Annotated in this window: 23 protein-coding genes; 15 read left to right on the plus strand and 8 right to left on the minus strand. The window is 71.5% G+C overall.

Translation table 11 applies throughout. The annotated features are described in order from the left end of the window. Positions 1-174 precede the first annotated feature (174 nt). Together ACTOQ2_RS03890 and ACTOQ2_RS03895 are read left to right on the plus strand one after the other, a co-directional pair. Positions 175-459 carry a hypothetical protein gene (locus ACTOQ2_RS03890; RefSeq protein ID WP_440065807.1) on the plus strand — a complete coding sequence of 95 codons (285 nt, stop codon included), beginning with the start codon at positions 175-177 and terminating at the stop codon, positions 457-459. Between the two features lie 323 nt (positions 460-782). Further along, positions 783-1,520 carry a glycosyltransferase family 2 protein gene (locus tag ACTOQ2_RS03895; protein ID WP_440098294.1) on the plus strand — a complete coding sequence of 246 codons (738 nt, stop codon included), beginning with the start codon at positions 783-785 and terminating at the stop codon, positions 1,518-1,520. A 25-nt stretch (positions 1,521-1,545) separates the two neighbouring features. Here the strand turns inward: ACTOQ2_RS03895 and ACTOQ2_RS03900 are convergent, their stop codons facing one another. The 3 genes from ACTOQ2_RS03900 to ACTOQ2_RS03910 all read right to left on the minus strand — a co-directional run bounded on the left by ACTOQ2_RS03900 (position 1,546) and on the right by ACTOQ2_RS03910 (position 4,103). Beyond that, positions 1,546-2,982, minus strand: coding sequence for an ATP-binding protein (locus ACTOQ2_RS03900; protein ID WP_440098295.1), 1,437 nt, complete (start codon positions 2,980-2,982; stop codon positions 1,546-1,548). 293 nt (positions 2,983-3,275) lie between these two features. Continuing rightward, entirely contained in the window at positions 3,276-3,641 is a 366-nt protein-coding gene (locus tag ACTOQ2_RS03905) for an STAS domain-containing protein (RefSeq protein WP_440098296.1), read from the minus strand. A gap of 87 nt (positions 3,642-3,728) precedes the next feature. Further along, positions 3,729-4,103 (minus strand): STAS domain-containing protein, encoded by a 375-nt coding sequence (locus ACTOQ2_RS03910; protein ID WP_440098297.1) that lies wholly within the window; start codon positions 4,101-4,103, stop codon positions 3,729-3,731. A 98-nt stretch (positions 4,104-4,201) separates the two neighbouring features. Here ACTOQ2_RS03910 and ACTOQ2_RS03915 point away from each other — a divergent pair, with 98 nt between their 5' ends. Further along, positions 4,202-5,464: a hypothetical protein gene (locus tag ACTOQ2_RS03915; protein ID WP_440098298.1), complete on the plus strand. Its 1,263-nt coding sequence runs from the start codon at positions 4,202-4,204 to the stop codon at positions 5,462-5,464. Positions 5,465-5,929: 465 nt separating this feature from the next. Here the strand turns inward: ACTOQ2_RS03915 and ACTOQ2_RS03920 are convergent, their stop codons facing one another. After that, complete coding sequence (locus ACTOQ2_RS03920) at positions 5,930-7,270, minus strand: APC family permease (RefSeq protein WP_440098299.1); 1,341 nt, start codon at positions 7,268-7,270, stop codon at positions 5,930-5,932. Between the two features lie 133 nt (positions 7,271-7,403). Between ACTOQ2_RS03920 and ACTOQ2_RS03925 the strand changes: the two genes are divergently transcribed. Next, positions 7,404-7,799 (plus strand): hypothetical protein, encoded by a 396-nt coding sequence (locus ACTOQ2_RS03925; RefSeq protein WP_440098300.1) that lies wholly within the window; start codon positions 7,404-7,406, stop codon positions 7,797-7,799. 288 nt (positions 7,800-8,087) lie between these two features. Here the strand turns inward: ACTOQ2_RS03925 and ACTOQ2_RS03930 are convergent, their stop codons facing one another. After that, the gene (locus ACTOQ2_RS03930; protein ID WP_440098302.1) at positions 8,088-9,272 is read right to left on the minus strand and encodes a glycosyltransferase family 4 protein; all 1,185 of its coding nucleotides are present in this window, start codon (positions 9,270-9,272) and stop codon (positions 8,088-8,090) included. Between the two features lie 72 nt (positions 9,273-9,344). Here ACTOQ2_RS03930 and ACTOQ2_RS03935 point away from each other — a divergent pair, with 72 nt between their 5' ends. Genes ACTOQ2_RS03935 through ACTOQ2_RS03945 form a run of 3 tightly spaced genes read left to right on the plus strand, consistent with a single transcriptional unit; the run spans position 9,345 to position 14,707 of the window. Continuing rightward, entirely contained in the window at positions 9,345-10,166 is an 822-nt protein-coding gene (locus tag ACTOQ2_RS03935; protein WP_440098303.1) for a PIG-L deacetylase family protein, read from the plus strand. A 54-nt stretch (positions 10,167-10,220) separates the two neighbouring features. Next, positions 10,221-11,282 carry a lysylphosphatidylglycerol synthase transmembrane domain-containing protein gene (locus ACTOQ2_RS03940; protein WP_440098304.1) on the plus strand — a complete coding sequence of 354 codons (1,062 nt, stop codon included), beginning with the start codon at positions 10,221-10,223 and terminating at the stop codon, positions 11,280-11,282. A 53-nt stretch (positions 11,283-11,335) separates the two neighbouring features. Then, complete coding sequence (locus tag ACTOQ2_RS03945; RefSeq protein ID WP_440098305.1) at positions 11,336-14,707, plus strand: BTAD domain-containing putative transcriptional regulator; 3,372 nt, start codon at positions 11,336-11,338, stop codon at positions 14,705-14,707. Positions 14,708-14,862: 155 nt separating this feature from the next. On the opposite strand, the gene ACTOQ2_RS03950 is transcribed toward ACTOQ2_RS03945, so the two are convergent. Beyond that, positions 14,863-15,456 (minus strand): hypothetical protein, encoded by a 594-nt coding sequence (locus ACTOQ2_RS03950; RefSeq protein WP_440098306.1) that lies wholly within the window; start codon positions 15,454-15,456, stop codon positions 14,863-14,865. A gap of 159 nt (positions 15,457-15,615) precedes the next feature. On the opposite strand from ACTOQ2_RS03950, the gene ACTOQ2_RS03955 reads away from it, so the two are divergent. The 7 genes from ACTOQ2_RS03955 (at position 15,616) to ACTOQ2_RS03985 (ending at position 23,342) form a co-directional block, all read left to right on the plus strand. Further along, entirely contained in the window at positions 15,616-16,158 is a 543-nt protein-coding gene (locus tag ACTOQ2_RS03955) for a DedA family protein (RefSeq protein ID WP_440098307.1), read from the plus strand. 221 nt (positions 16,159-16,379) lie between these two features. Beyond that, positions 16,380-17,405: a serine hydrolase gene (locus ACTOQ2_RS03960; RefSeq protein ID WP_440098308.1), complete on the plus strand. Its 1,026-nt coding sequence runs from the start codon at positions 16,380-16,382 to the stop codon at positions 17,403-17,405. A 196-nt stretch (positions 17,406-17,601) separates the two neighbouring features. Next, positions 17,602-18,249, plus strand: a complete 648-nt coding sequence (locus ACTOQ2_RS03965) for a GntR family transcriptional regulator (RefSeq protein WP_440098309.1) — start codon at positions 17,602-17,604, stop codon at positions 18,247-18,249. A 240-nt stretch (positions 18,250-18,489) separates the two neighbouring features. Then, positions 18,490-19,170, plus strand: a complete 681-nt coding sequence (locus ACTOQ2_RS03970) for a cysteine hydrolase family protein (RefSeq protein ID WP_440065790.1) — start codon at positions 18,490-18,492, stop codon at positions 19,168-19,170. Between the two features lie 3 nt (positions 19,171-19,173). Then, entirely contained in the window at positions 19,174-20,790 is a 1,617-nt protein-coding gene (locus tag ACTOQ2_RS03975) for a hypothetical protein (protein ID WP_440098310.1), read from the plus strand. Positions 20,791-20,919: 129 nt separating this feature from the next. Then, positions 20,920-22,806 carry an allophanate hydrolase gene (gene atzF / locus ACTOQ2_RS03980; protein WP_440098311.1) on the plus strand — a complete coding sequence of 629 codons (1,887 nt, stop codon included), beginning with the start codon at positions 20,920-20,922 and terminating at the stop codon, positions 22,804-22,806. A 122-nt stretch (positions 22,807-22,928) separates the two neighbouring features. After that, positions 22,929-23,342 (plus strand): RidA family protein, encoded by a 414-nt coding sequence (locus ACTOQ2_RS03985; protein ID WP_440098312.1) that lies wholly within the window; start codon positions 22,929-22,931, stop codon positions 23,340-23,342. On the opposite strand, the gene ACTOQ2_RS03990 is transcribed toward ACTOQ2_RS03985, so the two are convergent. Both ACTOQ2_RS03990 and ACTOQ2_RS03995 read right to left on the minus strand, forming a co-directional pair. Continuing rightward, positions 23,326-24,162: a TrmH family RNA methyltransferase gene (locus tag ACTOQ2_RS03990; RefSeq protein ID WP_440098313.1), complete on the minus strand. Its 837-nt coding sequence runs from the start codon at positions 24,160-24,162 to the stop codon at positions 23,326-23,328. The two genes, ACTOQ2_RS03985 and ACTOQ2_RS03990, sit on opposite strands and share 17 nt — an antisense overlap. After that, positions 24,155-24,928, minus strand: a complete 774-nt coding sequence (locus ACTOQ2_RS03995) for a DUF4184 family protein (protein WP_440098314.1) — start codon at positions 24,926-24,928, stop codon at positions 24,155-24,157. Before ACTOQ2_RS03995 ends, ACTOQ2_RS03990 begins: the two co-directional genes overlap by 8 nt. Before the next feature lie 161 nt (positions 24,929-25,089). Between ACTOQ2_RS03995 and ACTOQ2_RS04000 the strand changes: the two genes are divergently transcribed. Further along, positions 25,090-25,719 (plus strand): hypothetical protein, encoded by a 630-nt coding sequence (locus tag ACTOQ2_RS04000; protein WP_440098315.1) that lies wholly within the window; start codon positions 25,090-25,092, stop codon positions 25,717-25,719. The last annotated feature ends 169 nt before the right edge of the window (positions 25,720-25,888 follow it).

Below are 25,888 nucleotides of genomic sequence, written 5' to 3' on the forward strand. Positions count from 1 at the left end.
ACGCAGCTGTGCGCGACGTTCCTTTTATTCGCGGTTTCTCCACGGAACATCAGCGACTTTCCGGTCTATTCCACTGTTCCCGAGGGGGGTTGCGGAAGGACCGATTGCCTCAAGTGCCGCAAAACCGCACTCTGCAAAGAAGCAAGTCACGAGTGTCCGCCAGGAGTGATCCGGATGATGGCAGAGCACGGCCAGGGCATCGACCACCTGCGTCGGTTGGCCGCCCAGTTGGAGGCACACGCCTTCCAGGTGCGGCTGAGGTCGGCCGCAGGGCTTTATCCACGGCTTCATGTGATCAACCCCATGGCCCCAGCCAGGACCGAGGACGTGCTCGCCGCCCACGAGGAGGACGGCGAGTGGTGGTTCTGGCTGTCCTGGGCGGGGCGCATCGGCCACGCGGAGGACGTCGCGACGGCCGCGGAGCGTGTGGCCAGTGTTCTTCATGTGATACGGAGATAGGTGATTCTTGGGCCTGGCATGGGTAACACCCGGTGATCAAGCCCAGAATGGAGCGGCACCGTGAAAAGGATCCTGGTCGTGCAACGTCCGCGTCCGCCCCGTGAACCGGTGCCGCTCGATCTGCGCAGCCCCTCGGGTCGTACGCTCCCCTTCTGACGACCCCCTGCGATCCACATCGGGTCGCGCCTCCCCTTCGGGAACGGTTGGCGAAGAGACCTTCTCGCCGCTCCCAAGGGGAGGTCAACAGGCACGATCCTCCGTCACATACGGGGTTGCAAGAGGCTTTCAAGCGTTCTGCAGGCGGTTCGGTAGACCTTGGGACCATGAACAGCGCCCCCTTCGCCTTCAGTGTCAGCGTGGTCGTCCCCGCCATGAACGAGGCCGAGAACCTCCCCCATGTCTTCGCGACCCTGCCATCCTGGATCGACGAGGTGATCCTGGTCGACGGCAACTCCACCGACGACACGGTGGCCGTGGCCAAGGCCCTCCGTCCGGGACTGCGCGTCGTCAGCCAGACCCGCAAGGGAAAGGGCAACGCTCTCACCGAGGGTTTCGCCGCGGCGACCGGTGACATCATCGTCATGATCGACGCCGACGGGTCCACCGACGGCCGGGAGATCCACGCCTTCGTGACCGCGCTGGTCGAGGGCGCCGACTTCGCCAAGGGCTCCCGTTGCGCCCCCGGCGGGGGCTCGGACGACATCAGCCCGATCCGCTCGCTCGGCAACACGGTGCTGACCAAGATGACCAACCGGCTGTATGGCACCCGCTACACCGACCTGTGCTACGGCTACAACGCCTTCTGGGCCCGCCACCTCGACGCGCTCGACCTCGACTGCGACGGCTTCGAGATCGAGACCCTCATGAACATCCGCGCCGCCCAGGCCGGTCTCGTCATCCGCGAGGTCCCCAGCCACGAGCGCAGCCGCATCCACGGCGCCAGCAACCTGCACGCCGTCCGCGACGGCCTGCGGGTGCTCCGCACCATTCTCCGCGAGCGCGAGGGACGCGGCGGCGGCATCCGGCTGCGGCAGGAGCACGCCACCCACGCCACCGCCTGACCCGCGCGGATGCCGGACAGTTCTCTCAGTGCCGCCACGCCGCCAGTAGATCCTCCGGCGTCCAGGCTGCGGCCAGCGGAAGTCCTGGTTCGAACCCTGCTCTGGACACCGCCACCTTCGGCGTGTCGACGGTCACACCGGGAATGGCGGCAGAGCCCCGAACCAGAGCGTCGTAGTCGTGACGGTCGAAGGGCCGCGCGTCAAGCCACTTGATCGATCCGATGAAGTGGACCCGGCTCGCGGCAGGCTCCCGGTCTGCGCCCACGAGGTCGATCTCGGGATTGTTCTGCCTGTTCCACCACCCGCCCACGACCTCGGTATCCGGCCATTCGCCGTTTGGAAGCATCCTGGCCAGGCAGTCGCGTACGAGCGGCTCCACCGCGCGGCCTCGCCAGGTCGTCCACGAACGCTCGATTCGCCGCAACGCCAGATCCGGTCGGCCTCGCTCGCTGTCGGCAATGGCCCGCTGCAGGAACGCGAGCCAGAACCGGAGATAGTGGTCAGCCACCCGGTACCGCTTGTTCTTGGTGTCAGGCCGATCGGAGAGTGGAAGGTCGGCCGCTACCACGCGTTTGGCGACCAGGTTCGTGAGGATCGGCGCCAGGGTGCCGGACGGCAACGGCGTCGCTCCTCCCACGTTGGCGGCGATCGCGCTGAAGGTGCGCTCTCCTGCCCCGATGGCCTCCAGCACGGCTCGGGCATGGGTCGCCGACGGAAACTCTCCGAGCAAGGACAACTCCCCGGAGGCGAGAAGGGCGGACAGCGGGCTGGCGAGACTGTGGCGCAGAAAATCGATCCTGGCCACACCTCGCTCCCACGACCGGACCACTTCGGGGAATCCTCCGGTGATGAGCAACGCGTCCACGGCGTCGGCGGCGGGCAGCCCCGTCATGCCGGCGACGTCGTGGAGGCCGAGTGGCTTCAAAGTCATATGAGCGGCCCGGCCGAAGAACGGACGGCCGTACTCCTGCAGGGACTCCATCACCGACAGGTCGCTTCCGACCAGGATCAATAGGATCGGCCGGGTGGACAGATACCTGTCCCAGATCGTCTGCAGCGCTCCTTCGAACTCCCCGTCCTGCTCGATCAACCATGGGACCTCGTCGAGAACGACGATGCACGGGGTCTCGTCGGCCGAGGCCAGCATCAGCGCCCGCAGCGCGTGGTTCCAGTCCTGCGGCACGGCCCCCTGGACGAGCTCGCCACCCGCGAGTCCGGAAGAGGCGATGGCCTCGGCGAAGTCGCCGCGCTCCGCGACGGGACTGCGCCCTCTCGTCGCCTGGAAGACGATGTGCGGCAGGCCGGAACGGTTACAGAACTCCTGCACCAGGCGTGACTTGCCCACTCGCCTGCGACCGGTGACGATCACCGCCCGGCCTCGCGTTCCCCCCTTCCCCTCCAGCACGAGCCGCAGCTGTGCGTCCAACTGGTCGAGGTCAAGAGCCCTCCCGGCGAACTCCATCGATCCCACCTTAGTAATATCAAATCTTACTTAGATTGAATCTACATGGCGCGGCCGCATTGCGAGCTCATTATCAGGCCCCTGATCTGGTCGATCTTCATGCGGAGAACAGAGTCGATCTTCATGCGGAGAGCAGAAGAGACCTTCTACGGACAGTGGATCCCGGTGGCGGTGAAACGGAGCGAGGCGGATGCCGGTCTTCGACAGGCGGCAGCGCGACAGGCCGGTCCCGGAGAGAACTCGAGCACCACGAAGCCCCAGGCGGTGCGGAGAGCAGGGCCGCCGCAAGGGCCTCAGGCGACCTCGAGCGCGTCGGCCACGGAGGGGAACACCTCGAACACCTGGATCAGGCCGGCGAGGTGGAGCCGCCTGGCCAGATTGCCCTGAACGCCGGTGAGGATGACCCGCACCCCCCTGCTCAGGCCCTGGTGGCGCACCTGGAGCAGCTCGCCGATCCCGGAGGAGTCGCAGAAGGTCAGGGCGGACAGGTCGAGGATCAGCATCGGCGAGGGCAGGGAGTCCCATGCCCTTCCCATCTCCTCGCGGAGCACGGACGTGTGGTAATGATCGAGCTCTCCACTCGCCCGTACGACGAGTGTCGTACCGTGCAGTCCGGATGTGGCGGTAAAGACCGTCCCCGGCTCATCTCCCACGAACATGACCAACCCTCTGACCGACCCTTTGCCCAAGCAACAATAACTGTCCCATACGGCACGGATCGCCCTGGTGCGGAGAAGCCCGGCCGTTCACGTCGTCTCGGGAAACGCCTCCACCGCCTCTTCGACCGTGCGCCGGGTGTCGAACAACTCCGCCACCCCCAGACGGCTCAGCCGTTGCCTCATCACGGTGGAGGGGCCGACGAGGACGAGGGAGCCCGCGACCCTGCGGACGCGGGTGAGGGCGTACATGAGCACGCCGTATCCGGTGGAGTCGCAGAAGGTGACCTCGGTGAGGTCGATCACCAGGCGCGGGTGGTCCGTCGTTCCCAACGCGGCGTCGGCCTGCTCCTTCAGCAGCGGGGAGGACCCGTAGTCCAGTGCCCCCACCGCGTGCAGGGCGGTGAAATGGCTGTGCTTGTCGGCTCGGACGCGGAATCTCGCGTCCTCCTCAGCCTTCGACATCGGCATCCTCTCCCGCCTAAGTCCCCGGTGCCCCAGCCAGGCGGTTCTAATCATCGCGGGCACGGCCGGACGGCGGAGGCATGCGGAACAATGGTGGCATGCTGAAAGCGCGCCCGGTGGCGGTACTGGTCGTCGGAACGCTCCTGACCGCCGCGTGCAGCGCGACACCGGCGCCGGGCGGTACGGCCTCGCGGACCCCCTCCTCCCCAGGCTCCACCTCCCCGGGCCCCGCGCCGCGGGACCCCTCGGCGAGTCCGGTGGCGACCGGGGCGATCGCCGCGTCCGCCGAGTGGACGGCCGTGGGGGCAGCGAAGCTGTCGGGCGGTACGGCGCTGCTCGACGTGGCGGCGACCGGGCCCCGCGACGCCTGGGCCGTCGGATACCAGGACAGCGCCGAGGACAGGGAGGGCACGCCCGCCGTCCTCCGCTGGAACGGGAGTCGCTGGCGGGAGATGCCCCTGGGTGAGGGGGCCGGAGCCCATCACCTGGAGGGGGTCGGCGCGGCCGGGCCCGACGACGTGTGGGTGGTGGGCAACGGCCCGAGCGCGCTCGCCGCGCACTGGAACGGGCGGGCGTGGGCTCCGCACCGGCCCTTCGGGGTGGCCGAGGACTACCGGCTGTCGGACGTCACGGCGAGCGGCGGCGACGCGTGGTTCACCGCGAACGGCCCCTCCGGCGCGGTCGTCCTGGAGTGGGCGGGCGGCGAGTTCCGCAACGCGCTGAGCACCGGGGGCACCTTCGAGGCGATCACCTCCGGGGCGGGACACGTCTGGGCGGTGGGAACGAGCGAGACCCGGACCCCGCTGGTCTGGCACGGCACGGCCGGATCGTGGGAGAGCCTGGAGACGCCTCCGATCCCCGGCGGCCGGCTCAGCCAGGTCTGGCAGGTCTCGCCGTCGGAGGTGTGGGCGGTCGGGCAGATCTCCGCCGCCCCGGGGGCGCGACCGGAGGGCGAGACCGGGCCGAGCGCCCGGGCGGAGACGCCGCCGGACACCCGGGCGGGCGGCGAGGAGACACGGCCGCTCGTCCTGCGCTGGGACGGGACCCGCTGGACGCGGGTCGAGGTGCCGGTCTCCCGGGGGAACCTGCACGGGGTCACCGCCTCCGGCCCCGGTGACCTGTGGATCAGCGGCGTCGACGCCGATCACGCCGGACAGGTGCTCATCCTCCGCTTCGACGGCACCGTCTGGTCACGCGAGTACGGTCCGCTGTTCCGCACCTACACCACCACCCAGCAGTACGACGAGACCGACGACGTCGGCGGCACCGGCCTGACCCGGGTGCCGGGCACCGGCACGCTGTGGGCGGTGGGCTCGGTCGGCGTGGGCGACGACGAGAAGGCCTTCGTGCTCCGCCGCTGATGCTCGCCGCCGAGCCCACCGCCGAGCCCGCCGCTGATACTCGCCGCTGATCTCGTCTCCCGATCTCGTCTCCGAGGTCGCGGCCCCGGCCGCCTCGCGCGGCGCCGAGGTCGCGGACTTGGAACACACGGTGTCCCTGCCGGAAACATGAGCCGCTTACTGTGCGGACATGGCGGGCTATTACTCCCAAACGCCACGACAGAGCCCTCGACGACACGACCGGGACGCCGGAGGGCAGACCTCCGCTCTGGACACCGCCCGGATCCGCGCGCTCACGTGACCCCTAGAACCCCTGACCCCACCCCAGACCTGCACGCGCTTGGTAAAAAATCCGTGAAAAAGTCGGTCAGGTGACGTAGTCTCTCTCAAACTCCAACAAAGAGGGAGTATCACATGAAAAAGGTTCTTATCCTCCAAAAGCCCCGGCCGCCCCGGAAACCCGTCGCCCTGGACCTCCGTACGCCCTCAGGACGAGCGCTGCCCTTCTGAGAGGAACAGCCGGTTGACGAACCAGAGGGCCACTCCGATCACGAGCAGTACTCCCGCGCGGACGTAGACGTCCACGCCCCTGCCGGTGACCGGAAGCACCAGGACGAAACAGACCACCGCCCCCAGGACCGGCATCCAGCTCGGCGCCCGGAAGTGATCGTGGTCCACCCGGTCCTTACGGAGAAGCAGCACGGCCACGTTGACCAGCGTGAAGACGCACAACAACAACAGCACCGTGGTGTCGGCCAGGCCGCCCACGTCGCCGGTGGCGACCAGCACCGCCGCGACACCCACGGTGAAGACGATGGCCACCCACGGGGTGGACCTCGTCGGATGGACCGCCGCGAAGACCCGCGGCACGATCCCCTCACGCGCCATGCCGTAGACCAGGCGCGAGGCCATGAGCATGTTGATCAGCGCGGTGTTGCCCACCGCGAGCAGCGCGATCAGGGCGAACAACTTGGGCGGGAACGCCAGCCCGGCGACCTTGACGACCTCGAGCAGCGGGCCTGACGAGTCCGTCAGCGTCTTGGTGTCGACCAGCATGGTCGCCGTGAACGCGACCCCCATGTAGATGATCGCCGCGATGGTCAGGCCACCGAAGAGCGCGCGGGGGAAGTCTCGCTGCGGCTCCTTGGCCTCCTCGGCGAGGTTGACCGAGTCCTCGAAGCCGAGCAGGGCGTAGAAGGCGAGGGCCGTACCTCCCAGGACGCCGAGGAAGGCGCCGTTGGCCGGGTGGAACTCCAGGGCCCGCGCCGGGTCGCCGTCACCGGACACCAGGGCGAAGATCCCGATCGCGATGATGACCAGCAGGCCGAACGCCTCGATGATCGTCAGCACCACGTTGACCTTGATGGACTCGGAGATCCCGGCGAAGTTCACCAGCGTGATCAGGCCAAGGAAGACGAACGCGCCGACGACGACCGGCAGCGTGACGAACTCCCCCAGGTAGTCGCCGCCGAAGGCCCGCGCGGCCGCACTCGCCGAGGTGATCCCGCTCATCAGCACCGCGAACGCCACGATAAAAGTGACAAAGGGAATATTGAACGCTTTATTCGCATAAAGCGCGGCACCGGCTGCTTGAGGATATTTGCCGACAAGTTCGGCATAGGCGGTCGCCGTCAGCGCGGCCAGCACGAAAGCCACGAGAAAGGGCGCCCACAGCGCCCCGCCGACGTGTCCGGCGACCTTCCCGACCAGGGCGTAGATGCCCGCGCCGAGAATGTCGCCCACCACGAAAAGAAGGAGCACCTTGCGCCCGATGACCCGCTTGAGCGAGTGCTGACCGGAACCGGGATCGACGATCGCCTCAGCCATACCCCGCCCTTACCCACCGTGGGGGCGAAATCACGTCAGGTCACACGAGTCACTGCTGTAAGCGTCATGAAAGTGATCCGCAAGGAACCCTGCCTACAGTTCCAACTGTCACGAAATGCAATGAAAGGCAGAAATGTTCCGCGCCCTCTCTTCCCGCCGCATCGCCATCGCCGCCGCGGGAATCGCTCTCATATCGATGACCGCCGCCTGCGGCGGGTCGTCCGCCAACAGCGCGGTCTGCGCCGAGGCCGCGTGGTCGAAGCCCTTCGCGGACTTCACCACCGCCGCCACGTCGAGCGCCGGTGACCTCACCAAGTACAACGACGCCACCGCCAAGCTCGCCGCCGACCTCAAGGCGCTGGCGGGCACGGCCGACGGCGAGGTGGCCACCGCCCTCAACGACCTCGCCGCGTCCTTCGAGTCGGTCAAGATCGACCCGAACGACCCGGCCGCGGCCGCCACGGCCGCGGGATCGCTGGCGACGAAGACCCAGGAGGCGAGCACCAAGCTCGCCGCGGCCTGCGCCTAAGGGCCCGCTCCTGGACGAACCCGTCCACCGGACTCGTGCCTCCTGGTGACAGGAGGCACTCCGGGTACGGCCGCCGCCCCGCCTGCGGGGGGCAGTGCGGTGCGGCGGCCGTACCGACCATCTCCACCGGGTTCCACCGGGTTCCACCGGGTTCCACCGAGGCCCCTGCCACCGCGCGGCAGGGGCCTCGCACGTTTCCCCGCCTCAGCCCCGCCTCGCCCAGCCCGCCCGACCGCCCGGCCCCGGCCCACGCGACCGCCGGCCCTCGCCCGCGCAAGGCGGGGCACGTCAGGTCCTGGCGGCGCGGGCCTGCTCGTAGCAGCGCCCGAAGCCTTCGAGCACCGCGGGCCAGGAGCTGCGGACGGGTTCGGTCTCCCGGTTGTTCGCCGCGATCGACTCGCGCAGCTCGCGGTCGCGGACCAGCCTGGCCACCGACGCGACCAGGTCGTCGAAGCTCCTCCCGAGCAGCCCTTCCTTGCCGGGCCGTACGAAGTCGGCCACCCCACTCTGCGCGCGCGCCACCACCGGCACCCCCGCGGCCCTGGCCTCCAGCGCCGCCAGCCCGAAGGACTCGCGGGGCGCGGGGGCGACGAACACGTCCGTCGAGGCGAGCAGTTCCCGGATCTGGTCGCGGCTGTAGCGGCCGGGCAGCGAGACCCAGCCGGTCATGCCGTTGGCCCTCAGATAGCGCTCCATCTGCGACCGGGCCGGGCCGTCCCCGACGACGGTCGCCCGCATCGGCGTCTCCCCCGGCACCTGGGCACGGGCCTCCCGCAGGAGCTTCAGCAACCGGACCGGCTGCTTGCGGGGCGCGAGCCGCCCCACCGCGACGACGTGCACCGGCTCGGGCCGTACCGGACCGCCTTCCGGCTCGGACCACGAGGGATCCCCGGCCGGCTCGGGGCGTACGTGATCGGCGGGAGGCCGCGAAGGAGGCGCGGGAAGGGGCGCTGAGCGCCAGCCCGAGACGTCCAGGCCGTTGGAGACCACGTGCACCGGCACGCCGGGCCCAGCCACCGCGCGGATCGGCAGCGCGGCGGCCTCGCTCACCGCGGTGCCCACCAGCCCCCAGCGGTGCCACCCGAACAGCAGCCGCAGTCCCCGGTAGACCGCCCGCGTGACCGGGTCCCACATGCTGTGCACGGTGACGACCACGGGCAGGCCCGCGCGGGTCGCCGCCCGCACGCCCATCCAGGCGAACGGCGAGACCGCGCCCGTGTGCACGTGCACCACGTCGGGTCGCCGCGCTCTCACCAGACGGAGCAGGTGTCCCGTCCCGAAGGGGTGGACCGGCAGGTCGAAGGGTAGTCTCGCGACGATCCTGTGCACCCCGGGAAGGCTCTCCCCCGGGGTGGCGGTCGCCACCTCGACCTGGTGACCCGCCTCCCGCTGCGTCCGGATCAGATCGGCGACCTGCACCTCGATCCCGCCGAGACGCGGCAGATAACAGTCACTGATGTGGAGGATCCTCACCGTGCCAGCGTAGACCCGCGTGAGATCATGCCTGCGTGCCCCGCGTGGGCGCGTCCGAGTCGCGCGAACGGAGTGAGCCTGATCAGCAGCGTCAAGACAGCAGTGTTCTTTCATGCCCATCCCGACGACGAGGCCCTGCTCACCGCGGGCACCATGGCGATGCTCGCCGCCGAGGGCCACCGGGTGGTGCTCGTCGTGGCGACCTCGGGAGAGCGGGGCCAGGCCGACCTCGAACCCGGTGAGGCGCTGGGCGCCGCCCGCATGGCCGAGCTGTACAAATCGGCGGCGGCACTCGGCTGCGCCCGCGTGGTGAACCTCGGCTACGGCGACTCCGGGCTCGCGCCCGGCGGCGGGGTCGCCGGCGACCGGCCCGACGACGCCTTCATCGACGCCGACGCCGAGGAGGCCGCCCGGCGGCTGGCCGCCATCCTCACCGAGGAGAAGGCCGACCTGCTGACGACCTACGACCCGGCGGGCGGCTACGGCCACCCCGACCACGTCCAGGTGCACCGGGTCGGCGGCCGGGCGGCCGAGATCGCGAAGACCCCGATCGTGCTGGAGGCCACCGTCAACCGCGACCCCCTGCTGCGGGGGCTGCGGCTCGCCAGGAGGTTCTACCCGCAGCTCGACATCCGGGCCTTCGAACGGGCGTACTCCCCCGGCGAGGTGATCACCCACCGGGTCGCCGTGCGGCGCTTCGCCCGCCAGAAACGGGCGAGCATGGCCGCCCACGCCTCCCAGGCCACCGGCGCCGACACCCGCACGCTCGGGGTGATGCTCAAGATCCCCCAGCCTCTGTACCGTCTCGTCTTCGGCACCGAGTGGTACGTCCGCCGGGACGCCCCCCTGGGCTCCCGGCTGAGGCACCCCTTCGAAGTTCCTCCGAAAGGATGAGAACGGGACCGGCAGACTTGACCGGGGGTGCCGGATGAAGAGCGGGCGTGTCACATGAAGAGCAGATTGCTCCAGGTCGGGCTGTCGGTCGTGTCGCTGGCACTCGCCGCCACGCTCGTGTTCTTCATGCCTCAGGTCGTGGCGGCCCTGACGGGCAAGCACGTCTCCTGGGCGCAGATCGGCGCGCAGTTCGCCTCGCTGGGGCCCCGGGAGGTCACGCTGATGGCCGCCGTCTGGCTGCTCAGCCTCCTCGCCTACACCTTCGTGCTGACCGCCTCCCTTCCCGGGCTGACCCACCTGCAGGCCCTGACGCTGAACGCGAGCGGCAGCGCGGTGAGCAACCTGCTCCCCTTCGGCGGCGCGGCCGGGGTGGCGATGACGTTCGCGATGACCAGGGGGTGGGGTTTTCCCACCCGGCCGGTGCTGGTCTCCACGCTGACCACCGGCATCTGGAACACCCTGTTCCGCTTCCTGCTGCCGGCGGCGGGCATCGTGGCCCTGCTGTTCAGCGGGCAGCCGCTCAGCCCCTCGGTGACCAGGGCGGGCTGGGTCGGCGTGCTGTCCATCCTGGCGCTGGTCGCCGTGGTGACCGTCGCCCTCTACTGGGACCGCGCCGCGAACGTGCTGGGCCGCGGCCTCGACGCCCTGACCCGGCTGCTCCCCGGCCGGATCCGTCCCGGCGGGCACGCCGCCTCCGGGGCGCTGGCCAAGCTGCGGGCCGACACCTCCGAGATCGTGCGGAGCCGCTGGGCCGGGCTGACACTGGGCATGATCTTCTTCCTCGGCTTCCAGTGGCTGATCCTCGTCGTCTGCCTGCACGCGACCGGCGCCTACCCCGGCCTGGCGCAGTCGATCGCCGCCTTCGCCCTGTCCAGGGTCTTGACCACCGCTTTGGTGACTCCCAGCGGTACCGGAATAATGGAGGCCGGAACTATCGGCGCACTGGTCTTCTTCGGCGCTCCGCTGGACTCCGCCACCGCCGCCGCCCTGCTTTTCGGGTTCTGGACCTACACTGTCGAAATCCCCTTCGGCGGGCTGGCGCTGGGGGTGTGGACGTTCCTGCGCAGGCGTGAGAACGCCACTCCGGCCCCTGAAAAGGAGTCGATCAGCCGCTAGATTGGGAAATACCTTGTATGCGATTGGAAGGCCCACATAGCGTGGCGGCTGACATGGTGGCTTTCCGAGTTCTCGGCCCGGTCGAGGCGTATTCCGGTGAGGACGAGCTCGACCTGGGCGGGCTTCGTCAACGTGCGGTCCTGGCACGCCTGCTCGTCGCGCGCGGGCAGGTCGTTCCCGTCGACTCCCTGCTGTACGACCTGTGGGACGACGACGCGGCCAAGGGCGCCCAGTCGGGTCTTCAGGTCTACATCTCCCGGCTGCGCAGGGTGCTGGAGCCGGGCCGTCCGCGCGGGGGCCCCAACCGGCTGCTGGTGACCGTGGCCTCGGGCTACGCGCTGCGCGCCGCTCCCGACCAGGTCGACGCGCTCCGCTTCGAGACGCTGGTCCGCACCGCCGGGGAGCACCTGGAGGGCGACGACCCCGCCTCCGCGCGGGCCCGCCTGGAGAAGGCCCTGGGCCTGTGGCGCGGCACCCCGTACTCCGACTTCGCCGACCAGCCGTGGGCCGAGGCCGAGGTCAACCGGCTCACCGAGCTGCGCCTGGTGGCCCGCGAGCGGCACGCCGACAGCGGCCTACGGATGGGCCTGCCCGCCGAGTCGGTGCCCGACCTGGAGGCGCTGACCACCGAGCACCCGCTCCGCGAGGAGGGCTGGCGGCTGCTCGCCCTGGGCCTGTACCGCTGCGGGCGGCAGGGCGACGCGCTGGCGGCGCTGCGCCGGGCGCGCACGATCCTCTCCGACGAGCTGGGCATCGACCCGGGCCCGGCGCTGCGCAAGCTGGAGTCCGACATCCTGTCCCAGGATCCCGGCCTGCAGCTCGCCACCCCGCCGCCGGGCAGGCAGCGCCAGCAGGTGGCCGCGGAGACCTGGCCGCCCAGGCCCACGGTGGCCCAGGTGGAGCTTCCCCCGCTGGAGCCGGAGCCGTTCGTCGGCCGCGACGCCGAGCTGGGCAGGCTGACCACCGCCGCGGCCAGGACCGGCCGGTTCACCGTCGCGATCATCAGCGGCGACGCGGGCGCGGGCAAGACCACCCTCGTCCGCCAGCTCATCAGGCGGCTGTCCGACGACGGGTGGGGCATCTCCTCGGGCGCCTGTCCCGACAGCAGCGCCACGCCTCCCGGCTGGGCGTGGGTGGAGATCCTGCGCACCCTGGTGAACGCGGCCGGGCCCGGCGAGTACGCCTCGCTGCTGGCGCCGCTCCTCGACGACGCGGCCCCCGAGCCCGACGACGACCAGGCCTCCGGCGGGTTCCGGCTGCACCGGGCGGTGGGCGGCTACCTCGCCGCCGTCGCCAAGGAGACGCCGATCCTGCTCACCCTTGAGGACCTGCACTGGGCCGACGACCAGACGCTGGCGCTGCTGCGCGCGCTGCCGAGCCTGCTCGCCACCAGCCGGGTGCTGCTGGTGGTGACCTGCCGCGACAGCGAGCTGAGCGACCAGCAGGCCGACGTGCTCGCCGCGCTGGCCAGGCTCGGTCCCGTCCGGGTCGGCCTCACCGGGCTCGACACCAAGGCGGTGGCCGAGCTGGTCAGGGCGACCTGCGTGCGCGAGGTCGACGAGGACGCGGTCAACAGCATCGTCGAGCGCACCGGCGGCAACCCCTTCTTCGTCCGCGAGACGGTGCGCCTGCTCGACGCCGAGGCGGTGAGCGACCGCGCGACGGCCGCCGAGGTGATCTCCGGCGTGCCCTCCGGCGTCCGCGACGTGCTGCGCAGGCGGATCTCCCGGCTGCCCGCGACCGCCCAGCAGATCCTGCTGCAGGCCGCGGTGATCGGCCGGGACGTCGACGTGGACGTGCTGGTCGACGTCTCGGGCGACGAGGAGGCCGTGGTCGACGCGGTGGAGGCGGCGCTGCTCGCCGGCCTGGTCACCGAGCCGGGCCCCGGCATGCTGCGCTTCGACCACGACCTGGTCCGCGACACCCTGTACTCCGACGCCTCCCGGCTGCGCCGCTCCCGGCTGCACGCCGCGGTGGCCTCGGTGATCGAGCGCAGGAACCCCGGCGACGTGGCCGCGCTGGCCCACCACTACGACTCGGCGGGCACCAGCGAGACCGCCGGCAAGACGGTGCACTACGCCGGGCTCGCCGCCGAACAGGCCGAGCGGCGCTTCGCCCACCGCGAGGCGGCCACCCTGTGGGAGCAGGCCATCGCCGCCTTCGACAGGTCGGGCATCACCCACACGCCCGACAGCACCAGGGATCGGCTGCTGCTGACCCTGCGGCTGATCAAGGCGCTGGCGCTCTGCGGCGACATGGCCGCGGCCCGCAGGCGGCGGCGCGAGGCGATGGACGCGGCGCTGCCGCTGGGCAACCTGGAGCTCACCGCCCGGGTGGCCGCCTCGCTGGCGGTGCCGCACAAGGGCATGGCCCGCGACTTCACCCGCACCGCCTGGGAGATCGTCGACGTCGCCGAGCAGGCGCTGGTCGAGCTGCCCGCCGGTGAGCAGTCGCTGCGGGCGAGCCTGCTGGCCACGCTCGCGCTGGAGCTGGAGGGGTCGGCCACCCCCCGGGGCGAGCAGGCCTCGCTGGAGGCCGAGGAGCTGGCCCGCCGCTCCGGTGACCCCGCCCTGCTCGCGACCGCGCTGAGCGGGCGGCTGCGCCAGTCGTACGGGATCACCCCGGTGGGCGAGCGCGAGGTCATCGGCAGGGAACTGCTGGAGGTCGGCAAGGCGACCGGGCAGATCTCGGTGCAGGCGCTGGCCCACCTGGTGCTGATGGAGTGCGCGGCCGCCTCGGGCGCGTTCGCCGAGGCCGACGCGCACGTGGCCGCCGCCGAGCGGCTGGCCAGGCAGTACGGCCTGTCCGCGCCGGCCTCGGTGGTCGCCTGGTACGCCGGGCAGCGCCTGATGATCGCCGGTGACTTCGCCGGGGCGGAGCGCGCCTACCGCGAGGCCGCCCGGCTGACCGCCAAGGCCGGGATGCTGGAGGGCCGCCAGGACCTGCCGCTGATCACCACGTTCTGCCTGCACCTGGTGAACGGGCGGGCCGCCGAGATGGTCGAGCCGCTGGCCGAGGCGCACCAGCGCGGGGCCAAGTGGACCCTCGACGCCTACGCGGTCGCCCTCGCCTCGGCGGGCCACCACCGCGACGCGCGGGCCGTCATCGCGGTGAAGACGCCCGTACGCCCCGACTTCCTCTACGAGCTGGCGATGATCTGGCGGGCCCTGGCGGGCATGCTGCTGGACGACCGGGAGCGGATGATCGAGGCGTACGACACGCTGAAGCCGTTCGCCGACCGGATCGCGGGCGCCGGAACCGGGGTGGTGGCGCTCTGGCCGGTCGCCCTGACCCTGGGCGATCTGGCGCTGCGGCTGGGCTTCGCCGACGCGGTGAAGCCGCACTACGAGAACGCCCTCGCGGTGGCCGAGCGGGTCGGCGTGGGCCGGTGGGTGGAGGCGGCACAGCGCTCCCTCGGCGGCTGAGGCCTCCCGGGCCGGCGCCTCCCCGGGCCGGCCTCTCCTGGGGTCGGTTCTTCCCAGGGACGGCGTTTCCCCGGGTCGGTGCTTCCCGGGTGGGCGCTTCCCGTGGGGGCGTTTCCCAGGGACAGACGCCGGGGAAGAGGCGCGGAGCGGGCGGATCAGCAGCTGACGAGGAACTTCTTGCTGCGCAGCGGGGCGTCGCCGGAGACCGACAGCACGACGCGGTACCAGCCGGGGTTGTTGACGATCCTGGGCTGCCACTCGACGGTCTGGCTCTCGCCGCCGAAGCCGGACCCGGTGCCCAGGTAGGTCTGCCAGCGTCGGGTGCCCGGGCTCCAGCGCTCCAGGCGCCAGCCGTAGGAGACGGTGGCCCGGGGGTCGTCGTTGCCGACGACGCTCTGAACCTGGTACAGCCTGTCGCAGGGACCGAGCGTCTCGAGCGCGCTGACGGTGACCGTACCGGGGGCCATGACCGTGCCGGGGGCCGTGCCCGCGGCGGGAACCTCGCTCGCGGAGGAGACCCGCTCCGTGGCGGCCGGGACCCGCTCCGTGGCCGGCATCGACCGCGACGACAGCTCCACCGTCCGCACCGGCGCCTGCGCCGCCGCGCCGGCCGGGATCCGGGCCTGGGTGCCGTGGGTGGCCTCCACCCCCAGGTAGGCTCCGGCAAAGGCGAGGGTGGCGACGAGCAGCTTGACGGCACTCGCGGTTCCACTCGCCACCATCGGCGCCACACTGCTACGCGGACTCATGACAGACACCTTTCTTCGTTACATCCCAGGTGTACGCCACGGCTCTTGCCCTGGAGTTGACGTCCGCTTGCAACCGGGTCGCCGGAAGGGCGCCGGTCTGCCGGTTCAGGTAAGCCTCCCCTAATATCGAGGTAGGCAGGTGGAACGACCGTGGGGGTGATGTTCAGAGTGCGACCTGTTGTGGCGGGCATCCCCGACCCGGCCTCCGCGTCCTTCCTGGGCATGCCCCTGTGGCTCTGGGTGATCGTCGGCGGCCTGGCCCTGTTCGGCGCGTTCCAGGCCTACTACTGGATCGGCCACGTCCTGGGCTCCAGGCTCTACACCTCGCGGCTGGGCGCCAAGATCGGCCAGGAGAACATCACCCGGGTCGAGAACGTCGTCAGGAAGTGGGGCGCGCTCGCCGTCTACGCCTGCTTCTGGGTGCCCGGGCTGCGCCACACGCTGCCCTGGGTGGCCGGGGTGCTACGGATCTCCTACCCCTGGTACGTCGTGGCCAGCGCGCTCGGCTGTCTGACCTGGGTGCCGGTGACCTCCTTCGGCCTGTACTCGGTGATCTGGGGCTGGCTGGGGCTGGCCGCGCGGTCGCCGCTCCTGGCGGGCCTGGCCGCGCTGGTGGCGGTCGCGGTGGTCGTCGGGTTCGTCCGCTGGCGCCGCCACCGGACCGCCCGCCGCGAGGCGGAGAGACTGGCCACCGCGGCCTGAACCGCGGGTCGTGACGGTCGCGCGAACCCGGACGCCGGGCGAGGCACCGGCCGGGCGGGGAACGCACGGCGGCCCCGCGGGCCGCGCGAACCCGGATGTGCCGGGTGAGACCGTTCCCTCGATCGTCCCTTCACGTCCGCACACGGCACCGATGTCAACTTTTCCATAGCCAAACCGCCAACTTCCGCATATCAACGGTGACCTCTGTCAGCATGGCTCGCATGCATCACGGGGGAACACGCCTCATAGCCCGCGCCGCGCTGGTCACCGCGGTCACCCTGGCCACCGTGTCCGCGGTGCCCGCTCTGGCCGCGGTGTCCTCGGCACCCGCGCCGCCCGGCAGGTCTCCGGCGCACGTCCCGAGCACCGGGGCCATGGCGTCCGCCCTGGTCACCGCGCCGTCCGCGCCCCGCGCGTCCGTCCTCACCGCCGCGTCCGGCGCGCTCGCCCTCATCTCCGCGCCCGCGGCGGAGCGGCGCGCCGTGCCCTCGGTGCCGGGACGGGCCGCGTACCTGTACGACGCGGGCACGGGAACGATCCACTTGAGCAGGCAGGCGGGGAAGCGGATGCCGGTGGCCAGCCTGACCAAGGTCATGACGGCGTACGTCGTCCTCAGGGAGGCGAAGCCGGACGACACCGTCACGATCCAGGCGGCGGACGTGCGGCACGCGGCGGCGAACGGCGCGACCCACGCCTCCCTGCGTGCCGGGGAGCGGCTCACCGTCAGGGACCTGCTCTACGCGGTCATGCTCCCCTCGGGGGCGGACGCCTCCCACGCCCTGGCCCGTGTCTACGGTCCAGGCAACGCGAAGTTCGTGGCGAAGATGAACGCCACGGCCCGCTCGATGGGGCTGGTCGACACCCATTACGCCAATGCCGACGGCCTGCCGAAGCCGGCTCCCGGTCACTCCACCGCCCTGGACCAGGCGAAGCTGGCCGACCTCGCGCTGCGCGACCCGCTGCTGCGGATCATCGCGTCCACCAGGCGCCACGTCGTGGCGAAGTCCAAGGTGCACCGGGCGCACTCCTGGACCAACTCCAACAAGCTGCTCGGCAAGACGCCCGGGGTCATGGGCCTGAAGACCGGCTACACCAGCGCCGCCGGATACTGCCTGTCCTTCGCCGCCGACCGCGACGGCCACCGGCTCGTCGGCGTCATCCTCGGCGAGTCCAACGCCGACCGGCGCTTCCAGAGCGCGACGCGACTCCTCGAATGGGCGGGCGAGCAGGCTCCGTCCGAGCTGTGAGGACCGAGCTGTGAGGACGGCGGGAGCGGGGCGCTCCCGGCTCCGAGGCGTGTTCGAGCATGCCGGGGACACGCCTCGGACACGAACGCGAAGAGCGCGCGAACCGGGCCGCCCCCGGCCGCGCCGCCATCCCGCGCGCGGGAATCCGGCCGAACTCTGAGAGAGTTTGTTCCACACGTCGAGAGGAGTTGGACGGGTGGAACCCGATGGGGAGCTGAAACACCCCAGCCTGGTCGAGCTTTCGATGCGGCGGCTCCGTCACGAGATCCTCTCCGGCGCCCTCGCGCCGGGCGAGCGGCTGATCGAGGAGCAGCTCACCCAGCGGTTCGGCATCAGCCGGGCGCCGCTGCGCGAGGCGCTGCGATCGCTCGGGCAGCAGGGACTGGTGGAGCACCTGCCTCGGCGGGGAGCCCGCGTCACCGAGCTGACCGGGGGCGACGTGGACGAGCTGTTCGGGCTGCGCGACGTGCTCGAACGCTACGCGGTCGAGACCGCGCTGCCGCTCTCCGGGGTTCACGACATGACCGCGCTGGCCGAGGCGTTGGAGGGCATGGCGTCGGCGGTGCGGCTGGACGACCCGTTCAGCGAGAACGAGGCGCATCGCCGCTTCCACGTCGCGCTCGTCGCGCTCGCGGGCCACCGCCAGCTGCTGATGGCGTACGAGCCCGTCATCCTGAAGCTGCAGCTCTACATGGCCGCGAACCTGCGCAGGGAGGCCGAGCAGCGAGCCCCGTCCGAGGGGGTGGAGCGGCACCGGCGGCTCTTCGAGGCCATCGCCTCCGGCGACCCGGCCACCGCGCTCGACGCCCTGTCCCGGCACGGGGCGCGCACCTACATCGGATGAACACCTCCGCCGAGGGGCGCGTCCCGGGCCCGGCGACCGGCGTCCACCTCCGCGATCCCGGCCGGAACCTGATCGAGCTCGGCGACCGTCCCGGCCGACGCACGGCCACCGGGGAGGCGTGCCGGGCGGTGCGATCACGCTCCGGTCCGAGCCGCTAACAGAAGCGTAACCGGGCGGGAAAACCACTGACACAATTCTGTCGACAATCGACAAAAGGAGGATCCGAGGAACGGAGTCAACGTGTCCGATCCGCTTCTCGTCGAGGCCGAGCCGTACGCATACGGATTCGATCCGCGACACACAGCGCTGCTGCTCATCGACATGCAACGGGACTTCGTCGAGCCCGGGGGTTTCGGGGAGACCCTGGGCAACGACGTGTCCATGCTGCGGCGGGTCATCCCGCCGCTCCAGGAGGTGCTGGCCGCCACCCGCGCGGCGGGGATGACCGTCATCCACACCCGCGAGGGGCATCTGCCCGACCTGTCCGACTGCCCGCCCGCCAAGCTCGGCCGCGGCGCGCCGTCGCTGCGCATCGGGGACCCCGGCCCCAGGGGACGGATCCTGATCCGCGGCGAGTACGGCCACGACATCATCGACGAGCTGGCCCCCGCCGAGGGCGAGCTGGTCGTCGACAAGCCCGGCAAGGGCTCCTTCCACGCCACCGACCTGGACCGGACCCTGCGGGCGGCGGACATCCGCAGCCTGATCGTCACCGGTGTCACCACCGAGGTGTGCGTGCACACCACCGTCCGCGAGGCGAACGACCGGGGTTACGAGTGCCTGGTCCTGTCCGACTGCGTGGGCTCGTACTTCGCCGAGTTCCAGCGGTACGGGCTCGAAATGATCGCCGCCCAGGGCGGCATCTTCGGCTGGGTCGCCCCCTCCGGCGGCTATCTCAAGGCACTCGAAACACGGAGCTGACCGATGACCACGACAACCGGCCCCGTCAAACTCAAGCTCCCCTGGTGGGTCAGCGGGGACACCAACGCCTTCTTCGGCCTCGGCTTCAACGTGATGGTCAACGTGCTGGTGCTGAGCGGCCTCTGCCTCGGGGTCGTCCACCTGCCCGGCTCCGACGTCTTCGGCGTCATCCTCCCGGCGATGGGCATCCAGCTCCTGATCGGCAACGTGTACTACACCTACCTCGCCCGGCGGCTGGCCCGCCGCGAGAACCGCACCGACGTGTGCGCGATGCCGTACGGGCCCAGCGTCCCGCACATGTTCATCGTCGTGTTCGTGATCATGCTGCCGACCTACCTGGCGACCAGGAACCCCCTGCAGGCCTGGGTGGCGGGGCTCGCCTGGTGCTTCATCATCGGCGTCATCGTGCTGATCGGCGCCTTCGTGGGCCCGTACATCCGCCGCTTCACCCCCAGGGCCGCGATGCTCGGCACCCTGGCGGGCATCTCGATCGCCTTCATCTCGATGCGGCCCGCCGCGCAGATGTGGGAGGCGGCCTGGATCGCGCTGCCGGTGCTGGTGATCATCATGGTCGGCTTCTTCACCGACCTGAGGCTGCCGGGCAACATCCCCGTCGGGCTCGCCGCGCTCCTCGCCGGTACCGCGATCGCCTGGATCGGCGGCTACATGAACCCCGCCGACGTGGGCGCCGCCGCAGAGAACATCGCGGTGAGCCTGCCGTCGCTGAACATCGACCGCCTGCTCGAAGGGCTCGGCCAGGTCTCGCCGCTGCTGGCCACCGCCATCCCCCTGGGCATCTACAACTTCACCGAGGGCATGAGCAACGTGGAGAGCGCCGCCGCCGCGGGCGACTCGTACAACCTGCGCTCGGTGCTCCTGGCCGACGGCGCGGGCGCGGTGGTCGGCTCGATGCTGGGCTCGCCGTTCCCGCCCGCCGTCTACATCGGCCACCCCGGGTGGAAGTCCGCGGGCGGCCGTACGAGCTACTCGATGGCGAGCGGCGTCGTGATCGCACTGTTCTGCTTCCTCGGCATGTTCGCGCTGCTCGGCGCGGTGCTGCCGGCGCCCGCGATCGTGCCGATCCTGCTCTACATCGGCCTGCTCATCGGCGCCCAGGCGTTCCAGTCGGTGCCGAAGGCGCACGCGGTGGCCGTGGTGATCGCGATCATTCCCAACATCGCCGCCTGGGCACAGGGCTACATGGACAACGCGCTCGCCGCCGCGGGGACCAGCGCGCGGGAGGTCGGGTACGACACGATCGCGCGGAGCGGGACGGTCTACGAGGGAACGGCCCTGCTCGGCGGGGGCGCCGTGCTCGCCGGCCTGGTGCTCGGCTCGATCACGGCCTTCATCATCGACCGGTCGTTCCTGTGGGCCGCCGGGTACGCCTTCGCCGGCGCGGCCCTGGCCTTCATCGGCCTGATCCACGGTGAACGGGTCGAGTGGAACGCCAACGGCCAGGTCTCCCTGGGCTACCTCTTCGCGGGGCTGATCCTGCTCGCCTTCATCTTCCTCAAGCCCAGGCCGTCGGAGGAGACGGCGGTCGCCGCCGACGCGCCCGAGCCGGCCGCCGCGAGACCCGTCGCCGCGGGTTCGCCGGCGGCCCCCGCCACCTCGTGAGCGGTGCCCCGCGAACCGGCCGGCACCGGCTCGCGGGGCACGCCGTACGCCGACGACTCTCGCGAACCGATCCGCGCCCCCGCGCCGCCATGTCGGGTACCGGGAACCACGTACACACAGGAAAGGCACATGCATCCTCCGCCTGATCCGGACAGCACGCCCCACCCCGCCCCGAAAAGCACGAACAGCACGAACAGCACGCTCCGCCTGGACCTGGAGAGCCTCTCGGGCCTCTACCGCTCCGGGACGGCCCGCCCCTCCGATGTCGCGGGGGAGGTGCTCGCGCGGATCGCGGCGCGGGGTGACGACCATGTGTGGATCACCCTGCGCCCGGCGGCGGACCTGCTCGGCGACACCGCCGAGCTGGCCCGCCGCTGGCCGGACCCGGACGACCGTCCTCCGCTCTACGGCGTTCCGTTCGCGGTCAAGGACAACGTGGACGTGGCCGGGCTGCCCACCACCGCAGCCTGCCCCGCCTACTCCCATGTCCCGGAACGCGGTGCGCCGCTGGTGGAACGGCTGCTCGCGGCGGGCGCCCTCCTCGTCGGCAAGACCAACCTGGACCAGTTCGCCACCGGTCTGTCGGGCACCCGCAGCCCGTACGGCGCGTGCGAGTCGCCGCTGGTACCGGGCCTGATCTCCGGCGGGTCCAGCTCGGGCTCCGCGGTGGCGGTGGCCGCGGACCTGGTCTCGTTCGCCATCGGCACCGACACGGCCGGTTCTGGCCGGGTGCCCGCCGCGCTCACCGGCACCGTGGGGGTCAAGCCGAGCCGTGGCCTGGTCAGCACGCTCGGCGTGGTGCCCGCGTGCGCGTCACTGGACTGCCCGAGCGTCTTCACCCGCTCGGCCGCCGACGGTCTCGCCGTCCTGTCCGTCATCGCCGCCTTCGAACCCGCCGACCCCTGGTCACGCGCGCTCCCCGTCCCCGGTCCTGTGCCGCCTTCGGCGTGCTCCCTGCGAATCGGGGTGCCGCGCGAACCGGAGTTCTTCGGCGACACCGCCGCCGAGGCGGCCTTCGCGGAGGCGGCGGAACGGCTCACCGGCCTCGGTCACCGGCTCGTCCCCGTCGACCTCGACCCGTTCCTCGCCGCGGGACGGCTGCTGTACGAGGGACCGTGGCTCGCCGAACGGCTCGCCGCAGTCGGCGACTTCGTGGCCCGCAACCCCGGTGAGGTCCACCCGGTCACCCTGAAGGTGCTGTCCGGCGGCGGCGCGCTCAGCGCGGTGGACGCCTTCGAGGGGCTCTACCGCCTGCGCGCCCTGGACTCGGAGACCCGGCGGGCATGGGCCTCGATGGACGTCCTCGCGGTCCCGACCGTGCCCACCACCTTCACCGTCGCGGAGATGCTCGAGAGCCCGATCGAACGCAACGCGGTCCTCGGCCACTACACCACCTTCACCAACCTCCTCGACCTGGCCGGGATCTCCGTACCGGCCGGAACGACGACCACCGGCCGTCCGCACGGCGTCACCTTCCTGGGACCGGCGGGCTCCGACGAACTCCTCGCCGGTCTCGGCGCCGCCTTCCACGGCCTGACCGGCGGCCCCGCGGTCCCCGTCCCGGACACGCGATCGACGGCCACCTCCGGACCGGGCGTTCGGCCTTCGGCCGTACACGCTCCGGAAGCGCGGGCGGTGCTCGCCGTGGTCGGCGCGCACCGCTCCGGCCAGCCCCTGCACGGCCGGCTCACCTCCCTCGGCGCCACCGGCCTGGGGACCGCCCTGACGGCTCCCCTCTACCGCCTCTACGCCCTGGACGACGGTGACATGCCTCGCCCGGGGCTGGTCCGCTCGACCTCCGGCGGCGTCCAGGTGGAGGTCGAGCTGTACGACCTGAGCCCATCGGCGCTCGGCGTCCTCCTGACACAGACCGCCCCGCCCCTCGGCCTCGGCACGATCGAACTCGCCGACGGCCGCGCGGTGCACGGATTCCTCTGCGAGCCGTACGCCACCGAGCAGGCCCCCGACATCAGCCACCACGGCAACTGGCCGGACTATCTCCTCTCCCTGCCGTAGCCCGGACGATCCGGCCCGCCGGACCGGCGACGGCTCCGGCACGTCCGGGCCCGCGCCCGCCGAGACGCGGGCCCGGGAGACGACCGTGCGCGAACCGGACGGGAGGACCTACGGTTGTCCGTATGACTGAGCGGTTCGCGATCCTGAGCGGTTCCACCTTCGAGGAGCGGATCGGATACGCGCGGGCGGTGGTCGACGGCGACCGGGTGCACGTGTCCGGGACGACCGGCTACGACTACGCGACCATGACGATCTCCGACGACGTGGTCGAGCAGGCCGAGCAGTGCCTGCGCAACATCGAAGAGGCCCTGGCCAGGGCGGGCTGCTCGTTCGCCGACGTCGTCCGGGTGCGGTACATGCTGCCCGACCGCGAGGACTTCGAGCCCTGCTGGCCGGCCCTGCGCCGCCGTTTCGGCGAGATCCGCCCGGCCGCGACGATGCTCGTGTGCGGCCTCGCCGACCCCCGCATGAAGATCGAGATCGAGGTGGACGCGCGCCGCCCCGCGGCGCGGGAACCCGTCAGCCCGCGCGCATGAGGCCGTGGCAGGCGATGGCGGCGGCGGCCACCACGTTGAGGGAGTCGACGCCCAGGCCCATCGCGGCCGGGCTCATCGGGATGCAGACCGCCTCGTCGGCCTCGCGCAGCCAGCGGGAGGAGAGCCCGTCCCCCTCCGAGCCGAGGAGCAGGGCCACCCGGCCGGCCATGGTGACCTTGTCCATGGGGGTGGCGGACTGGTCCGGGGTGAGGGCCAGCGTCTGGAAGCCCGCTCCGCGCAGCTCGGCCAGGCCCGCGTACCAGTCGGCCATCCGGGCGTACGGGATCGCGAAGACCGCGCCCATCGAGACCTTCACCGAGCGCCGGTAGAGAGGGTCGGCGCAGCGCGGCGAGAGGATGACCGCCTCCACGCCCAGGGCGGCGGCGCAGCGGAAGATGGCGCCGACGTTGCCGTGGTCGACGAGGTCTTCGAGGACCAGGACGCGCCGGGGCGCCACGTGCTCGGCGGGAGCCCTTCCCGTCCCGCGCCCGGCCAGGATCTCCCCGACGGAGGGCAGAGGGAGGCGTTCCATGGCGGCGAGGGCGCCTCGGTGGACCTGGAAGCCGGTGACGTCCTCCATGACGGCGTCGTCCACGACGTGGACCCGGTCGCCGAGCGGGCCGAGGAGGTCGGCGAGGGGTTCGGCCCAGCGGGAGGTGAGGAGGACGGAGCGCACGGGGTAGCCCGCCGCGACGGCGCGGCGGATGACCTTCTCCCCCTCGGCGATGAAGAGGCCGTGCTCGGCCTCCATGCTCTTGCGCAGCTCGACGTCGCGCAGGTTGGCGTAGTCGGCCAGGTAGGGGTCGATGGCTTCAGGCACCCTCGAATACTGCCATGACCCGCCTGAGCTGCCATATCAGCGCGTAGACGAGCAGCATCGCGGAGCAGCCGACGACCACCCCCGCGCCCAGCCTCGTCACGAGCTCGGCACTGCTGCCCGGGGGGAAGGCCACCGACCAGGCGACCGCACCCAGCGGGATCGACACGGCGGTGGCCAGGAGCACGGCCGCCCGCTCGCCCGCGGGCAGGAGCAGCCGCTCGGGCACCGGCCGCGGCTCCATCCCGGCCAGTCCGCGCCAGGCCCACCAGAGGACGACCACCAGGCCGATCACGGTGGAGGTGTACTGCAGCAGGCGGAACAGGGAGATCACTCCCGCCACCCGGGTGTCCAGCCAGCTCCAGCCCCACAGGGCCGAGCTGTACGAGTGGGTGAAGGAGTCCCAGAGCTTGTGGGTGAGGGCGCCCACGACGCCTCCGGCGATGACGGCGGGCAGCCGCCGCAGCCCGTACATGCCGGGGGTCAGCGAGGCGGCGCGCCCGGCGAGGGTGGGGGGCAGGAGCGCGGTCAGCGGGTCGCGGAGCACCAGGTGGAAGACGGCGAGCAGCACGACGACGGCGAACGGGTCGATCGTGAGGACGCCCCTGAGGGAGTGCCAGATCATGTAGTCGGGCAGGAACGGGAAGAAGATCGGCAGGTCGGGCACCATCGCCCCCAGCGCGAGGGCCCAGGGGTCGAGGAACCGGCGTACTCGCTCCGAGGAGATCATCGGCAGCACGGCTGCGACGTGACTGGGCGTGAACGGCACGGGTTTCCCTCCGACGATCTGCTGAACAGGTTCATCCTGCGGCACGGCCGCCTCGTGGGAACACGCCGCTGTCACCGCGTGGAGCTTTGCCGCTTTCCCCCCTTCCACACTCCGTGACATATAGATTACCGAGCGCTGTCGAGCGGTATCCGGAGGTCGTCGTGACCGATCAGATCGTGCTGGCGCCGCCGAGCGCCGAGTGGCTGCGTGACGCCCGCAGGGCTCGCGCGCTCTCCCTGGCCACCCTGGTCTGGCTGGGCGTCGAGAGCGTGCTCGGCATCGCCGCCGGTCTGGGGGCGCACTCGGTCGCCCTCATCGGCTGGGGCGTGTCGGCCCTGGTGGAGGCGGCGGCCAGCCTGATCGTGGTCTGGCGGTTCACCGGGGCGAGGACCGGGTCCGCGCACGCCGAGGCACGGGCCCGCAGGGCGGTGGCGATCAGCTTCTGGATCCTCGCCCCCTACCTGGTGCTGCACGTGGCGCACGACCTGGACGCGGGTCACCGGGCCATGCCGAGCGTGCTCGGGATCGTGGTGACGGCCGCCAGCGTGGTCGGCATGCCGTTCCTGGGAATGGCCAAGCGGCGGCTGGGCGTGCGGCTGCACTCGGCGGCGACCGCGGGCGAGGGGACGCAGAACCTCCTGTGCGCCCTGCTCGCGGCGGGGGTGCTGGCGGGGCTCGCGCTGAACTCCGCCGGGTGGTGGTGGATCGATCCCGCCATGGCGGTTCTGCTGGCGGCGGTGGCGGCGCGCGAGGGTCTCAGGGCGTGGCGCGGGCACTCCTGCTGCCACTGACCGCCCTTCCCCGACCGCCGCCACAGGGCTCCCCGACCACCGGCCGTCGATCGCCGCGTCCGCTGCCGCCGATCGCCGCCGGTGCTGCCGCCGATCGCCGCCGGTGCTGCCGTCGATCGCCGCCGGTGCTGCCGTCGATCGCCTTTTCCCGTCACCGGCCATCCGGTTC

Origin of the sequence: Streptosporangium sp. H16 (assembly GCF_051918855.1) — a bacterium.
Classification (GTDB): Bacteria; Actinomycetota; Actinomycetes; order Streptosporangiales; family Streptosporangiaceae; genus Streptosporangium.

What these genes read in the sequence shown, in the direction of transcription:
- ACTOQ2_RS03890 (WP_440065807.1), top strand. Translation starts at nt 175, where the DNA reads ATGATGGCAGAGCACGGCCAGGGCATCGACCACCTGCGTCGGTTGGCC.
- ACTOQ2_RS03895 (WP_440098294.1), top strand. Translation starts at nt 783, where the DNA reads ATGAACAGCGCCCCCTTCGCCTTCAGTGTCAGCGTGGTCGTCCCCGCC.
- ACTOQ2_RS03900 (WP_440098295.1), bottom strand. Translation starts at nt 2,982, where the DNA reads ATGGAGTTCGCCGGGAGGGCTCTTGACCTCGACCAGTTGGACGCACAG.
- ACTOQ2_RS03905 (WP_440098296.1), bottom strand. Translation starts at nt 3,641, where the DNA reads ATGTTCGTGGGAGATGAGCCGGGGACGGTCTTTACCGCCACATCCGGA.
- ACTOQ2_RS03910 (WP_440098297.1), bottom strand. Translation starts at nt 4,103, where the DNA reads ATGTCGAAGGCTGAGGAGGACGCGAGATTCCGCGTCCGAGCCGACAAG.
- ACTOQ2_RS03915 (WP_440098298.1), top strand. Translation starts at nt 4,202, where the DNA reads ATGCTGAAAGCGCGCCCGGTGGCGGTACTGGTCGTCGGAACGCTCCTG.
- ACTOQ2_RS03920 (WP_440098299.1), bottom strand. Translation starts at nt 7,270, where the DNA reads ATGGCTGAGGCGATCGTCGATCCCGGTTCCGGTCAGCACTCGCTCAAG.
- ACTOQ2_RS03925 (WP_440098300.1), top strand. Translation starts at nt 7,404, where the DNA reads ATGTTCCGCGCCCTCTCTTCCCGCCGCATCGCCATCGCCGCCGCGGGA.
- ACTOQ2_RS03940 (WP_440098304.1), top strand. Translation starts at nt 10,221, where the DNA reads ATGAAGAGCAGATTGCTCCAGGTCGGGCTGTCGGTCGTGTCGCTGGCA.
- ACTOQ2_RS03945 (WP_440098305.1), top strand. Translation starts at nt 11,336, where the DNA reads ATGGTGGCTTTCCGAGTTCTCGGCCCGGTCGAGGCGTATTCCGGTGAG.
- ACTOQ2_RS03950 (WP_440098306.1), bottom strand. Translation starts at nt 15,456, where the DNA reads ATGAGTCCGCGTAGCAGTGTGGCGCCGATGGTGGCGAGTGGAACCGCG.
- ACTOQ2_RS03955 (WP_440098307.1), top strand. Translation starts at nt 15,616, where the DNA reads ATGTTCAGAGTGCGACCTGTTGTGGCGGGCATCCCCGACCCGGCCTCC.
- ACTOQ2_RS03960 (WP_440098308.1), top strand. Translation starts at nt 16,380, where the DNA reads ATGCATCACGGGGGAACACGCCTCATAGCCCGCGCCGCGCTGGTCACC.
- ACTOQ2_RS03975 (WP_440098310.1), top strand. Translation starts at nt 19,174, where the DNA reads ATGACCACGACAACCGGCCCCGTCAAACTCAAGCTCCCCTGGTGGGTC.
- atzF (WP_440098311.1), top strand. Translation starts at nt 20,920, where the DNA reads ATGCATCCTCCGCCTGATCCGGACAGCACGCCCCACCCCGCCCCGAAA.
- ACTOQ2_RS03985 (WP_440098312.1), top strand. Translation starts at nt 22,929, where the DNA reads ATGACTGAGCGGTTCGCGATCCTGAGCGGTTCCACCTTCGAGGAGCGG.